This is a genomic window from Acinetobacter sp. A22 (assembly GCF_030913345.1).
GTDB classification, from domain to species: domain Bacteria; phylum Pseudomonadota; class Gammaproteobacteria; order Pseudomonadales; family Moraxellaceae; genus Acinetobacter; species Acinetobacter junii.
In genome coordinates, this window is record NZ_CP133162.1 from 644,820 (window position 1) to 659,140 (window position 14,321).

Consider the following 14,321-nt stretch of genomic DNA (forward strand, 5'->3'; position numbering starts at 1 on the left):
TGCACATGAAACAGTTGATGATGATTGGTTTTGGCGCGATGGCAGCAGAAGTGTATGCCCATATGCCGCAAGACTTACAACTTAAATGGATTGTGGTACCAGCACGGAGTGTTGAAAAAGTTCAGGCGCAAGTTTCATCTGAAGTACAAGTGATTAGCTCGATTGATGAATGTCAGGGTACACCTGATTATGTGATTGAAGTTGCGGGTCAAGCTGCGGTGAAAGAGCATGCGAAAAAGGTATTGGAAAAAGGTTGGACTATTGGGTTGATCTCGGTTGGAACTTTGGCTGATAACGAGTTTTTGATTCAGCTAAAAAAAACGGCTGAACAACATGATGCCCACTTACATCTTTTGGCAGGTGCGATTGCTGGAATTGATGGAATCTCAGCGGCTAAAGAAGGTGGTTTGGAAAAGGTCACTTATAAGGGCTGCAAAAGTCCAAAAAGTTGGCGTGGTAGCTATGCAGAGCAATTGGTTGATTTAGATCAGGTGAGCGAAGCAATGGTTTTTTTCCGTGGTACGGCTCGTGAAGCTGCATTGAAGTTTCCAGCCAATGCCAATGTTGCAGCGACGATTGCGCTTGCAGGTTTGGGTATGGATGAAACTATGGTGGAACTCACAGTTGATCCAAACATCAATAAAAACAAGCACACCATAGTGGCAGAAGGTGTGTTCGGTGAAATGACAATTGAGTTGGTGGGGGTACCTCTGGCGAGTAACCCGAAAACATCGACATTGGCTGCACTCAGTGTGATTCGTGCCTGTCGCAATAGTGTTCAAGCAATTCAGATTTAAAGGATTTGATCATGGTAAAGGAAATTTATATCGCTGGAGAATGGCGATTAGGTCGAGGTGACACGATACAAAGTTTGTTTCCAGCAGATCAATCTGTGAATGCTGAGATTTCAACGGCGAGTTTGGATGATGTCAATGAAGCGATTGAAAAAGCTGATCTGGCATGGCGTAAGGCGGAGTGGCGCAACAGTATGCCGCATGAACGTGCTCGGATTTTGTATAAAGTGGCTGACATTATTGAAGCGCGTGTTGATGAACTTTCAAAGCTACAAACCAGAGACAACGGTAAACCACTGGCTGAGACGCGTGCCTTAACAATGAGTGCGGCTGCAACTGCACGTTATGTCGCAGCGGCGTGCGAAACCTTAAATGGAGTTGACGACATAACGTGCGCCAGATTTTATGACCATGAGTGTGCATGAACCTGTTGGGGTTGTGGCAGCGATTACACCATGGAATTCACCAATAGCCAGTGAAGTGCAGAAGTTAGCACCTGCATTAGCAGGTGGTAATGCAGTCATTTTAAAACCGGCGGAAGTGACTTCTTTGATCGCACTTGAATCAGCAAAAATCTTTGAAGAAGCCGGTTTACCTAAAGGTTTATTGAGTGTACTGGTTGGACGTGGTTCGGTGATTGGTGATGCAATCGTAAAACATCCATTAGTACGCAAAATTTCATTTACAGGTGGAACGAGTACAGGGCGTCATTTAGCACATATTGCCGCTGACAAGTTGATTACCACATCTTTAGAACTTGGTGGAAAATCACCAACTATCGTCATGCAAGATGCCGATATTGAGCTTGCAGCTAAAGGTGTGGCTTATGGCATTTTCAGTTCTGCAGGACAAGCATGTATTGCAGGATCACGTTTATTTGTACATCGCAGTATTTATGATCAATTCTTAACGCGTCTGGTTGAAATTACTAAAGGCTTGCGCGTTGGACATCCTGAAACCGCAGGCGTCCATTTAGGGTCTTTGATCAATCCTAAGCATTTAGCTTCTGTGGATGCTTATGTTCAATTGGCCAAAAAAGAAGGTGGACAAGTTCTAGTTGGTGGTCAGGCATTGACGGATGGTGAATTGGCAAAAGGTAGTTTCTATTTACCGACCATTATCACAGGCCTCGATAACTCAGCTCAAACCTGTCAGGAAGAAATCTTTGGTCCTGTATTGGTGGTGATGAGATATGACGATGAAGCAGATTTAATTGCACAAGCCAATGACAGTTGTTTTGGTTTAGCCGCTGGGATTTGGACTGAAAACTATCGTAAAGCTTGGCAACTTGCACGTGCTCTAGAAGTAGGAACAGTCTGGATCAATACCTATAAAAAATTCTCGATTTCTGCACCTTTTGGTGGTTTCAAAGAAAGTGGAATTGGACGTGAAAAGGGGCGTTTAGGCATCTTGGCGTATATGCAACAAAAAAGCATTTATATGGGATTAAGCGAACAGCCAAATCCTTGGTGCGATTAATAAATTCATGGATAGAACAAGTTTTTGAGGAATATAGTAATGACAGAACGTGTAAATGTAGGCGAAGCAATCGCTCGTGTTTTAGAGGCGCATCAAGTTGATAGTATCTACGGCGTCATTTCAATTCATAATTTACCAATTGCTGATGCAGTAGGTCGCCGTGAAAAAATTCGCTTTGTCGCGGCGCGTGGTGAAGCAGGTGCAGTGACGATGGCAGATGGTCATTCACGCTTTAAAGGTTTGGGTGTTGCCTTAACCAGTACCGGTGCAGGTGCAGGAAATGCTGTGGGTTCATTGATTGAAGCGATGAATGCGGGCAGTCCAGTGTTGCATTTAACAGGTCAAGTTGAACGTGAATATTTAGATCGTGATGCAAGTTTTATTCATGAAACCAAAGATCAGCTAACTTTCTTGCGTGCATCTAGCAAAGCGGCATTTCGTATCACCAGTCCTGACAATGCAGTGGGCGTGATTCGTGAAGCGATTCGTGTCGCCACGACGGTACCGATGGGGCCAGTCAGTGTCGAGTTGCCGATTGATGTACAGGCAGCAGAAATTGATTTACCCCTGAATCTAGGTCCAGTCAAAGCACTGGAATTACCTCAGGCAGATCAAGTTGGAGTTGATTTGATCATTGATGAAATCAAAAAAGCCAAACGTCCAATTTTTTGGATCGGCGGTGGTACGCTCAATAGTGTGGATGAAGTCAAAGCCATTGCTGATCTTGGTATTCCAGTAGTGTCTTCAACCCATGCGCGTGGTGTGCTAGCAGATAACCATCCACGTAGCCTAGGTGCATTCCATAACTCAGCAGGTGTTGAGCAACTTTTAAAAAATGCTGATTTATTGGTTGTAGTCGGGTCGCGTTTGCGTAGTAACGAAACCAAAACCTATTCAGTGCAGTTCCCTGAAAATATTATTCAGGTCGATGCTAATCCTGTTGCACAACAACGTAATTACAAAATTCGTAATTTCATTTGTGGTGATGCCAAAGATGTGTTGCAACGTGTTCTCACAGGTTTAGCAGGCGTATCTAAAATAGATACTGAGTATGATGCAGCAGTTGTTGATGCGAAACAGGCAGCAATCAATGCCTTACGTACACAGCTTGACCAATATGCGTTGATCTGTGATCACCTTCGTGCAGCACTACCACAAGATGGCATTTTTGTTCGTGATATTACGATGTCAGGAAGTACGTGGGGCAGTCGTTTATTCCCAGTACAAGCACCAAATCAAAATATTCACTCTTTAGCAGGGGCGATAGGTCTAGGTTTAGCTACCGCAATTGGTGCCTCAATTGCCAATCCTGACAAAAAAGTGATTGGTTTAGTCGGTGATGGTGGTTTGATGCTCGGGATTGGTGAGATTGCGACGATGGCGCAAGAAAATACCAATATGGTACTGATGATCATGAATGATGGTGGCTATGGGGTCATGCGTGGTATTCAAAATAATTACTTCGGAGGACGCCAGTATTTCAACGAATTACACACACCTGATTACCAAGCTTTGGGTGAGGCGATGGGCGTGAAAAGTTGGAAAGTCGGTAGTGCAGAAGAGTTTAGAACAGTAATTCAGCAGGCAGTTGATTTCCAAGGGCCAAGTGTGATTGAGCTAGATATGCATTCAATTGGACCTCTGAACTTTGCAGGTCCACCACAAAAGAAATTGTACTGAGTAATTTAAACATTGGTTGAGATGACTGATGTTAGAAAATTTGTAGGCAAATTTTTTTGCCTACAAAACAATAAAAACTATGTTTTACAGGTAAAACAATAATCCAAGCCAACAGGACGGTTGGTATCGAAGCGAAGGAATATGATATGAAAAAGACATTAGTCATGATGCTTGCAGCACTGTCGATAAGCGCGGTATCAAATGTATACGCACAAAGTTCAGCACTGGAATGGAAAAGTGAGGATGGAACGGATTCTGTCAAGCTTGGTGGAGTGGTGCGTTTGAATCAACGTTATGAAAATTGGGAGGGGCCAAATGGAGGTTTTGGAAAACTCTATTTTGATATTTTTCGAGTTGATCTGAAAGGCAAGTTTGATGATGCCTATTTCAATGCCAGCTACCTTTTCCAAGATCAAGAGAAGCGCTCAATTGAAAAAGCCTATGTGGGATATCATTTGGATGAACATAATAGCATAGAGGCTGGTTTTGTTTATAAACCCTTTGCAATTTATCCCTATCCGCAAAATGGATGGACTTATCATATTCCATTCTTTTTGGGTTCTGGGAATAACATCGCTCCAGGTTTGAACTGGAATTTCAACAACAAAGATTGGGATGTGAAGTTAGGCTATTATCCTGAGATGCTAGCAACTAATCTTCGATATTCACCTGAAAGTGCGACTTATGATGATTTGGCTGAAAATGCATTTCCAACACAAAAAGCCTATCAAAATGAAAAGCGTCATCAAGTGAATACTCGGATTGTTCGTAAGTTAGAAACTGAATTTGGTAAGCAAGAAGTTGGTGTATCAGGTGCAATTGCTCAATTGCATAATAAAATCACGGATGACAACGGCAAATATTATGCAGTGGGTTTGCATACTGATAATAATTACAAGCGTTTCAATATCCAAAGCTCAGTGATTCATTATCAATATGACGCAAAAAATCCAGATGGTGTAAATGATGATATGACCTTGATGGGTGCCAATGGTTTAACGCCAGCATATTTCATTGCTTCCGAAGGAACTATTGCGAGTTTAAACCTCGCATACACATTACCTGTGCAAGATATGGGCAAACTAAAAGCAATCCGTTTTTACAATGATTATAGTTATTTAGATAAAAAACGTGAGGATTGGTCTAACTCACAGATGAATACTACGGGGATGATGTTTATTGCTTCACCTTTCATGGTATGGGCGGATTACACTTGGGGGAAAAACTCGAATATTATCGGTGGAGCTACCAATGCCACAGGTTTTACGTCTACGGTTTCGCCAAATAGTGATAAATGGCTTTATCGCATCAATTTGAATATTGGTTTTAGTTTCTAGTTCTACGCTCAAATGAAGAGTAATCATCATTACTCTTCATTATTTAATAAGCAGAACAGTTTTGAATACCTACCTATTTATTTATAGCGTTCTCTACAACCTGATCCATTTCCATCGAATCATAATAGGCTAGGGTGTTTTTCGCAGTTAACTCACCATGACAGTGCTGACATGTCATGGTTGCTTTGGTCTTATGACCACAGTCTTTATGCAAATATTCCAAAATTGGATATTTATTATCTTCATTATGCCAATAATTGCCCCATGTCGTGACTGCCATAATAATTGGATAGAGGGCTAAACCTTTGTCTGTAAGTTTGTACTCGTAACGTTTTGGTGCTTCTTGATATAACACTTTTTCAAAAATTTTATTTTCAACTAAGCGATTCAAACGCTCAGTGAGTAAGTGCCGTGTGATACCGAGCTGCTTTTGAAAATCATCAAAACGACGTGTGCGAAGAAAAGCATTGCGGATAATCAAGAGTGTCCATCGATCACCGAAAATCGATAAGCTACGCGCAATAGGGCAACTCATTTCACCCAATTCATGCCATTTCATGTTTAACCTCTATTGATTCGCTTTGAGATAAGCAGATCGCTATGACTGTAATTGAACGTAGATAATCATAACGTTGACAAATTATCTTAGCATAGATAAGGTATTGTTAATAAGTTCTAAATTAGAACCAATGTTGTTGCAGTCGTAAATGTACGATTTACTCTTAAAAGGGAAACTTCAATGAATCCATTAAAAATGACAGGTTTGGAAATCATGCAAGCATTTGCTCAAGGTCATTTTCCTGAGCCAGGAATTGCAAAGACAATGCCGATGAAACCTGTAGAAGTTGAACAGGGACGAATCGTATTTAGTGCGATTGCTGATGAACGACATACCAATCCATTAGGCGGTGTGCATGGTGGTTTTGCAGCAACAATTTTGGATTCAGTCACAGGTTGTGCAACACATACAGTATTGACTGCTGGTGAGTCATATGGAACAACAGACCTTAATATTAAAATGTGTCGTCCGATTCCATTTAATACTCCGTTGATTGCAGAAGGAAAAGTCATCAATGTTGGGCGTAATCTTGTGATTTCAGAGGGTTATATTCGCGATGAGGATGGAAAATTGTATGCACATGCAACTGCAACAAATATGATTATTCGTCGTTCAGCGTGATTTTAAGATTATTGTTTTGAATGGACTTGAACTTGTTATGATAGCCATGTGAAACATCATAAAAATATGTTCAGTTCATTCAAATGAGATATAAAAATGTCAAACTCTATTGTTCTACATCAGTGGGAAATTTCACCTTTTTGTCAAAAAGTTTCACGGATGTTGAAGTTTAAAGGTATTCCTTTTGAAACAATAAATTACAACGGCTTACTGGGTAGCAAAGTCCCTTTGCTGAGTAAAGTCGGCAAGTTACCTGTCGTGGATATTAATGGCGAACGAGTTCAAGATAGCACTCGAATTGCACGTTATTTAGATCAACACTTTCCCGAGCTTCCTCGACTTTATCCTGAAGATCCTATGCAATGTGCTTACGCAGAGCTTTGGGAAGATTGGGCGGATGAAGTCTTGTATTTTTATGAAGTGCATTTTCGTGTAAGTGATAAAAAAGCGTTCAATCAAGTTGTTGAAATCAGCTCAGAAGGTCGTCCTGCATTTGAAAAGCATTTAATGAAGCCATTACTGAAATCGGCATTGGGTTTTCAAGTAAAGATGCAAGGTACAGGTCGTATGGCTCAAGCCGATATTGAAGCTGAATTTACTAGACACTTAAAACGTATTGAGTTGGTTTTAAATCAGACAGGTTGGTTGGTTGGAGATCAGCAGACGATTGCTGATATAGCAGTTGCATCTCAACTTCTAGAAATTGTTAGAACTAGCCAAAAATTTGGTGCACAAATATTAGGCTTTGCAAATATTTCAAAATGGCTCGATAATTTTTAATTTATTGATTTAAATAAAAAAGCAAAGCCGAGGCTTTGCTTTTTTATGATTGAATGATCAGCTTAGATTTTGCTAATCAAATCATTGATTTGTTTTGCTTGTTCAGCAGCATTACCTGTATATGTAGCAGGAGTAAGCTCTGCTAAACGAGCACGTTCATCAGCTGGAACTTGAAGAAGTTCATCACCATTAACGAAGTTCACCATCATTTCACGTGTCATTGCTTGACCACGAGTAAGTGCTTTTAGTTTTTCGTAAGGTTTTTCAACATTATAACGACGCATTACTGTTTGGATCGGTTCAGCAAGAACTTCTTGTGCTTGGTCTAAATCTTCATTTAAACGGTTAGCATTGAGTTCAAGTTTACCAATACCTTTTAAGCAAGCATCAAAAGCAATCAAGCTTTGTGCAAAACCAACACCCATGTTACGAAGAACAGTTGAGTCAGTTAAGTCACGCTGCCAACGAGAAACTGGAAGTTTTTCACCTAAGTGACCTAATACCGCATTTGCGATACCTAGGTTACCTTCTGAGTTTTCGAAGTCGATAGGGTTTACTTTATGAGGCATTGTTGAAGAACCAACTTCACCGTCTTTTAATTTTTGCTTGAAGTAACCAAGAGAGATATAGCCCCAAACATCACGGTTAAAGTCGATCAAGATCGTGTTATAACGACGTAATGCATCAAACAATTCAGCCATGTAATCATGTGGCTCGATTTGAGTGGTGTATGGGTTGAAGCTTAGACCTAAAGATTCAACAAATGCTTGTGCATGTGCAGCCCAATCAATTTCTGGATAAGCAGAAAGGTGAGCATTGTAGTTACCTACTGCACCATTGATTTTGCCCAATAATTCAACATTTTCAAATTGCTTGATTTGGCGCGCTAAACGATAAGCAACGTTCGCCATTTCTTTACCCAAAGTTGTTGGGCTAGCAGTTTGACCATGAGTACGGGATAACATTGGCTGTTCTGCATGCGTTGTTGCCAAAGCAGAAATTGCGTTCAGAATTTGCTTCATGCTTGTAACAAGAACTTCACGACCATTTTTAAGCATTAATGCATGAGACAAGTTGTTGATGTCTTCAGATGTACATGCAAAATGAATGAATTCGCCCGCATTTTTTAATTCATCAATATTGGCAATTTTTTCTTTAAGGAAATATTCAACTGCTTTTACATCATGGTTAGTTGTACGTTCAATTTCTTTAATGCGGTTTGCATCTTCTTCAGAAAAATTCGTCACAATCGCATCTAAAGCAGCATTCGTTTCAGCAGAGAATGCAGGTACTTCGATGATTTCTGCACGATTTGCAAGTGCTTGTAACCAACGCACTTCAACAGTGACACGAGCGTGGATTAAACCAAACTCAGACAAAAAAGGGCGTAGCGCATCGCATTTGCTCGCATAACGTCCATCAAGTGGTGAGAGTGCGGTTAAAGCATTCATACAGATTCCTTAAAGTTTGTCTCTCTTGCAGAACTTTATTTATTCCTCAAGAGAGATTTATAGAGGTTGTAAAACGGTATAAAAAATTTGCTCTAGCATCGGTTTAAACGACCTGATACTGCAAACGAGCAAGAGCTTGAATATCTTGTAAAAGCTTACGTTTACTAAAGATCATACTCCATGAACTACCGCCTAGTTGTCGCCATAAATGCGCAAGTTGTAGACCTGTAAAGAGGCAAGCACGGATTCGATTTGTATGATTCATATCTTTAAAAGCTTCAGCGTTACCACGGACAAGGATACGTGGATTAATTTGCCCAGCAGTTTCAACATAGGTCTGAGCTAAATTGGCAATAATACTTGGGTGCAAATAGTTATTATCGAAAAAAGATAACTGTTTTAGGATTTTTTGTTGAGCCGTTTCGATAATTTTGACGTATTCAGGATTGCTATAAACTTTCTTTTCCAACTGCAATAATGCCATAGCATAGGACATTGGAAGTTTAGCTGTCGAAAGTTTAGGAACTCGGGATTTTGGTGCAGTATTAAATGGTTGAGTAATACAACCTTCTAATGTTTTTAAACCTAGTGAAATATCAGCCAGTTGATTAAAGAAATCTAAAGTTTGAGTCGCATTGTTGGTCGCTGGACGAATATTTAAACTTGCTTTGATCAGTAGTTCAAAATAAAAATTACCACTATCTCCAATACTCTGCTGTCCCGCCATCGCAGTCATATGGGTCAGCTGAGTTGCTTGGAAGACAGCAGCCAATGCTAAAGCACGGTTTTGTCTTACATTCAACGCTTGGGTGTGCTGAAAGGGTAACTCCGCCATGCTTCGATTCCAATATCCTTAAATAAAATCTGGTTGAGGTGCATCAGTATGGTGAATGACACCACCGCCTAAGCATACCTCTCCTGAGTAAAACACCACACTTTGCCCTGGAGTTACAGCACGTTGTGGTTCATCAAACTCAACTCGAATACCATTTTCTGTATGTTCGTCACGATAAATTGTACACGCTTGGTCAGGCTGACGATAACGAGTTTTTGCTGTGCATCGGAAACCCGTAGTTGGGATCTCTTGTTCACCTGCAACCCAATCAATCGCTTCACTCCAAAGTTGTTTACTTTGCATAAGTGGATGCTCATGACCTTGTCCAATGACGAGACGATTGTTGGCAATGTCTTTGTGAAGTACGAACCATGCACCTTCTTGCGCACCTTTCATACCACCGATACCGATGCCACCGCGTTGACCGAGCGTATAGTACATTAAGCCGTGATGTTCACCAACTTCTTTGCCGTTGTCTAAGACAATTTTTCCAGCTTGAGCAGGAAGATATTGTTTAAGAAAGTCGGTAAATCGACGTTCACCAATAAAGCAAATACCAGTTGAGTCCTTTTTCTTCGCTGTTGCTAAATCAAGTTGTTCAGCAATGCGACGAACTTCTGGCTTTTCGATTTCACCGACAGGGAACAGCGTCTTATTGATTTCACGACCATGCACTGCATGTAAGAAATAAGTCTGGTCTTTATTATTATCCACACCACGTAATAATGGTGCATAGGTTTCACCACGAGAGTTTTGCGTGCTTACACCACGACGTGCATAGTGACCTGTTGCAATAAAGTCTGCACCCAAAGTCATAGCATGGTCGAGGAACGCACGGAACTTAATCTCTTTATTACATAGAATATCTGGGTTGGGAGTACGACCTGCTGCATATTCAGCTAAGAAATGCTCAAACACACGATCCCAATATTCCATGGCAAAGTTTGCGGTGTGCAGTTTAATTCCAATCTTGTCTGCAACGGCTTGCGCATCTGCTAAATCTTCAAGGGCTGTGCAGTATTCCGTACCATCATCTTCTTCCCAGTTTTTCATGAAAAGACCTTCAACTTGATATCCTTGTTGAAGTAAAAGCGCGGCAGAAACAGAGGAGTCTACACCACCAGACATACCGACGATGACACGTTGTTGCATCTAATTAAGCATCCAAATGAGAAGTTAATGAGGGAGAGAAAGGGTGCTCATAAATAAGCGATAAAGGATATTTCTTACCAGCGAGGGCATCTTCAATTACTTTTAAAACTAATGGGCTTCGCGCACGAGCGGATTCTTGCAGCTCTTCTAAACTCATCCAAACTGCACCGACAATATCGGTATCTAGTTGTGCATTTCCCTCAACCGAGGTGACATGTGCCAAGAAGCAAAAACGATAATATGTGCGATCTGGAAACATGGGAGGGGTATAGGTATAGATACCAAGCAAATGATCTATTTCTACATGATGACCTGTTTCTTCTAAGGTTTCACGGATCGCTGCTTCAATAATCGTTTCACCGCATTCGACATGACCAGCAGGTTGATTAAACACGGTATGTACAAAGCCTTCGCTGTGTTCTTCAACAAACAGAAAACGTCCGTCTTTTTCAACTACAGTGGCGACTGTGACATGAGGTGTCCAAGCGGTCATAGAAAGCACCATGATTTTAAAAAACGTATTCTACAAAATTTGAGAGTTTTTGGCTATGGTGGCTGAATCATAGATTTAGCCACTAACTGCTTTAATCAGGTTTAATTTTACTATTAATAAATTTTCGTAGTTTCTTTGCCGATTGGCATGCTGGATCAGTATCACCATATTTACAACTATAATTGAGAACATTTAAAGCTTTTTTATAGTTAGGTTCAGTATTTTCCTCAGAAATTAATTGGTCTGCAAACATGGTGCATCCCCAAGGATCACGCCAGTCACAAGTTTTCTCAAATGTTGAAAAAATACACTTTTTTTGTTCAGTGGTTAAGTGTTCTGTGAAGTTCAACATTCCAGCAGCCCTATTGGTACAACCAGAGGCGATGCCTAACTCACAACTTCTTTGAAATACTTGTTCGGCTGGAAGTTTATAATTTGCTTCTTGTAATGATAACGCCACTAAATAACAGGCCACAGCATCACTTTCCACACAAGATTGATAGCATTTAAATTTATTGTTTTCACAAGTAGATATTATATCTCTGTATGAATTTGATAGAGGAGTTTGTTGAGATGGAGATGTATAGGCTGGGCATTTATTTAAATTATTAGTAAAAACTTGATGATGCTTTAAATCACTTGCTATGAAACTCAATGAAGCTGCTTCAGCTGTTGCATAATAAGAGTCGGTACTCATGATTTTACTATCAGATTTATAGTGAGAGCATGCTGTTAAGATATTAATAGTTAATATACATAAACCCAAATATATTGTTGTTTTATTCATAATCTTCCGTAGTTTTCGTTAATATTATAAACAGAATTAATAAATTAGTTTTGTTTATAATCATTCTTCACTTTCACATAGTTTTGCGCCGAATAAGGTAAAAATGCTTTTTCTTTATCTGTGAGAGGGCGGACTTGCTGGACTGGGCTACCTACATACAAATAACCACTTTTTAAGACTTTACGTGGTGGCACAAGACTACCAGCACCAATCATTACATCGTCTTCAATAATCACGTCATCTAAAACAACGGTATTAATACCGATCAAAACACGATTGCCAATAGTACAACCATGCAAGGTCACATGATGACCTACAGTCACATCATCACCAATTATTAAAGGTGAACCATTAGGTTTAGATTGATTTTTATGACTGACATGTAACATACAATGATCTTGTACATTACTATTTCTACCAATCTGAATCGAATTGACATCACCGCGAATAACGGCAAAAGGCCAAACTGAAACATTCTCAGCTAACTTGACATCCCCGATGACTACTGACATTTCATCAATATAACAACTCGTATCAATATCAGGGTAATGATCTAAATAAGGACGAATATTTTTAGCCATGAGAAAATACAATAAATAATTTGCATGAATTATAAAATAAAAAAGCATTCATACTAAATAGCATGAATGCTTGATTAGCTTGTTTATTCTAAGAATTAGAATAAGTTGCTAAGGAACTGTTTGATATGGTCGATCATACGGGCAAAGAAGCCTGCTTCTTCAACAGGTTTTAATGCAACTAGTGGTTTTTCAGCAATCACTTTTCCATCAAGACTCGCAACTAATTTACCTACAACTTGACCTTTAGCCAAAGGTGCATTCAGTTTTGGTTGAACGACGATTTGAGTTTTGATTTTGTCAGCTTGACCTTTAGGCATAGTTACGTTGAAGTTTTCAGCCAAACCGATTTGAACTTCATCTTCTTTACCAAACCATACTTTTGCTTTTGCTAAAACTTGATTTGCTGGTTGAACATTAGCAGTTTCAAAGTTTGCAAAACCCCAAGCCAATAATGTACGAGTTTGGCTCGCACGTTCATTCATGCTTGGTGTACCAAAAATCACAGAAATCAAACGCATAGGACCACGTTTGCTTGATGTTGTTAAACAGTAACCAGCTTCTTCAGTATGACCTGTTTTTAAACCATCTACACTTGGGTCTGTATAGAGAAGGGCATTACGGTTACCTTGTTTGATACCGTTAAATGTAAATTCTTTTTCAGAGTAAATTGGGTAATACTTTGAGCTATCTTTAATAATATGCTGAGCAAGAACTGCCATATCTTTTGCAGTTGAGTAATGACCATCAGCAGGCATACCTGTTGAGTTGATAAAGTGTGTATTTACCATTCCAACGCGTTTAGCTTCTTGGTTCATCATGTGGGCGAATGTACCTTCATTGCCCGCAATATGTTCAGCCATTGCTTTAGAAGCATCATTACCTGATTGGATGATAATACCGCGAAGCATTTCTAGAACAGTTGCTGTTCCATTAAGCGGTACATACATACATGATTCTGTACTACTTCCACGACACCACGCAGATTCATTCATGCGTACTTGTTCGTTTTCAGTCAATTCCCCCTTCAAAAGTTTCTGCTCAATGATGTAGCTTGTCATCATTTTAGTCATTGAAGCAGGTGCAAGTTTTTCATTTTCATTTTTTGCAGCGAGAATCTGTCCTGTCTCATAATCCATTAATACATAGGATTTATTATTTAGTTCTGGTGGAGCAGATAGGACAGTTGCTGCATATGAAAAGCTTGGCAAAAGTAATAATGCAGCAAGAGCGCTTTTTTGATTCATTCTAGATCGTTCCAATATCTTGTGTGAAGCAGAAGAGCCTAGCATTTTAGGACAAAGCAAAGCCGACTTCTATGGGGGAAGTCGGCTTTTTAACACAGTATTGTAACGAATCGGTTACTTAGAATAATAATTTCGAACATCGTCGCAAATTTGGCGATTATCTTCATCAGATGCGGCTTTTGCATCATTACGTGCTTCTGTCAAAGCAGCCTGAAAATCTTTACTTTTTGCGCGCTTATTGAGTACATCAACAGCTTTTGGATCATTATCTAAATAGGCTTTAACAAGATTGTCGTAGGCTTTATTAAACTTAAGATCTTTGCCGATTAATGGAGGGCAAATTTCAGAAAGCACATAAATTGCAGCTAACTCTTGTTGAGTGACATTTTCTGAGGTCGGAGTAACTTCAATTTTTTCGGTTTCTGATTTTTTTTCTGCTGCATAAGTGGTTGCAGAAAATGCAGTAGACGCTAAGAGAAATGATAAACCCAGTGTTTTTAAAACATTTTTAGTCATAAGAAATCAAAC

The 14,321-nt window shown here is 39.8% G+C and carries 14 protein-coding genes and 1 pseudogene; 6 read left to right on the forward strand and 9 right to left on the reverse strand.

The features are described 5' to 3' along the window. Nucleotides 1–5: 5 nt before the first annotated feature. The 4 genes and pseudogenes from Q9Q86_RS03335 to Q9Q86_RS03350 all read left to right on the forward strand — a co-directional run bounded on the left by Q9Q86_RS03335 (nucleotide 6) and on the right by Q9Q86_RS03350 (nucleotide 5,290). Nucleotides 6–797: an aspartate dehydrogenase gene (locus tag Q9Q86_RS03335; protein ID WP_112986157.1), complete on the forward strand. Its 792-nt coding sequence runs from the start codon at nucleotides 6–8 to the stop codon at nucleotides 795–797. Between the two features lie 11 nt (nucleotides 798–808). Then, nucleotides 809–2,273 (forward strand): annotated as a pseudogene (locus Q9Q86_RS03340) (aldehyde dehydrogenase). Between the two features lie 39 nt (nucleotides 2,274–2,312). Then, a complete protein-coding gene (locus Q9Q86_RS03345) occupies nucleotides 2,313–3,953 on the forward strand; it encodes a thiamine pyrophosphate-binding protein (protein WP_112986156.1) in 1,641 nt (546 codons plus the stop codon). A 146-nt stretch (nucleotides 3,954–4,099) separates the two neighbouring features. After that, entirely contained in the window at nucleotides 4,100–5,290 is a 1,191-nt protein-coding gene (locus Q9Q86_RS03350) for a hypothetical protein (RefSeq protein ID WP_112986155.1), read from the forward strand. Nucleotides 5,291–5,363: 73 nt separating this feature from the next. On the opposite strand, the gene Q9Q86_RS03355 is transcribed toward Q9Q86_RS03350, so the two are convergent. After that, entirely contained in the window at nucleotides 5,364–5,849 is a 486-nt protein-coding gene (locus Q9Q86_RS03355) for a helix-turn-helix domain-containing protein (protein ID WP_112986154.1), read from the reverse strand. Between the two features lie 180 nt (nucleotides 5,850–6,029). Between Q9Q86_RS03355 and Q9Q86_RS03360 the strand changes: the two genes are divergently transcribed. Both Q9Q86_RS03360 and Q9Q86_RS03365 read left to right on the forward strand, forming a co-directional pair. Further along, nucleotides 6,030–6,470, forward strand: a complete 441-nt coding sequence (locus Q9Q86_RS03360) for a PaaI family thioesterase (protein WP_112986153.1) — start codon at nucleotides 6,030–6,032, stop codon at nucleotides 6,468–6,470. A gap of 96 nt (nucleotides 6,471–6,566) precedes the next feature. Further along, nucleotides 6,567–7,250 (forward strand): glutathione S-transferase family protein, encoded by a 684-nt coding sequence (locus tag Q9Q86_RS03365; protein WP_004959502.1) that lies wholly within the window; start codon nucleotides 6,567–6,569, stop codon nucleotides 7,248–7,250. A 62-nt stretch (nucleotides 7,251–7,312) separates the two neighbouring features. On the opposite strand, the gene purB is transcribed toward Q9Q86_RS03365, so the two are convergent. The 8 genes from purB to Q9Q86_RS03405 form a co-directional block, all read right to left on the reverse strand. Beyond that, the gene (purB, locus tag Q9Q86_RS03370; protein WP_112986152.1) at nucleotides 7,313–8,701 is read right to left on the reverse strand and encodes an adenylosuccinate lyase; all 1,389 of its coding nucleotides are present in this window, start codon (nucleotides 8,699–8,701) and stop codon (nucleotides 7,313–7,315) included. A 103-nt stretch (nucleotides 8,702–8,804) separates the two neighbouring features. Next, on the reverse strand, nucleotides 8,805–9,536 hold the full coding sequence (gene hflD, locus Q9Q86_RS03375; RefSeq protein ID WP_004913152.1) for a high frequency lysogenization protein HflD: 732 nt from the start codon (nucleotides 9,534–9,536) through the stop codon (nucleotides 8,805–8,807). A gap of 18 nt (nucleotides 9,537–9,554) precedes the next feature. Beyond that, nucleotides 9,555–10,688, reverse strand: coding sequence for a tRNA 2-thiouridine(34) synthase MnmA (mnmA, locus tag Q9Q86_RS03380; protein ID WP_004913150.1), 1,134 nt, complete (start codon nucleotides 10,686–10,688; stop codon nucleotides 9,555–9,557). Between the two features lie 4 nt (nucleotides 10,689–10,692). Further along, on the reverse strand, nucleotides 10,693–11,181 hold the full coding sequence (locus Q9Q86_RS03385; RefSeq protein ID WP_099948415.1) for an NUDIX hydrolase: 489 nt from the start codon (nucleotides 11,179–11,181) through the stop codon (nucleotides 10,693–10,695). A 91-nt stretch (nucleotides 11,182–11,272) separates the two neighbouring features. Beyond that, entirely contained in the window at nucleotides 11,273–11,968 is a 696-nt protein-coding gene (locus tag Q9Q86_RS03390) for a hypothetical protein (protein ID WP_112986151.1), read from the reverse strand. A gap of 44 nt (nucleotides 11,969–12,012) precedes the next feature. Then, nucleotides 12,013–12,549: a gamma carbonic anhydrase family protein gene (locus tag Q9Q86_RS03395; RefSeq protein WP_004959485.1), complete on the reverse strand. Its 537-nt coding sequence runs from the start codon at nucleotides 12,547–12,549 to the stop codon at nucleotides 12,013–12,015. A 95-nt stretch (nucleotides 12,550–12,644) separates the two neighbouring features. After that, nucleotides 12,645–13,793 (reverse strand): D-alanyl-D-alanine carboxypeptidase PBP5/6, encoded by a 1,149-nt coding sequence (gene dacC, locus Q9Q86_RS03400; protein ID WP_004913142.1) that lies wholly within the window; start codon nucleotides 13,791–13,793, stop codon nucleotides 12,645–12,647. Nucleotides 13,794–13,907: 114 nt separating this feature from the next. Then, a complete protein-coding gene (locus Q9Q86_RS03405; RefSeq protein ID WP_004959481.1) occupies nucleotides 13,908–14,309 on the reverse strand; it encodes an MCR_0457 family protein in 402 nt (133 codons plus the stop codon). Between the last annotated feature and the right edge of the window lie 12 nt (nucleotides 14,310–14,321).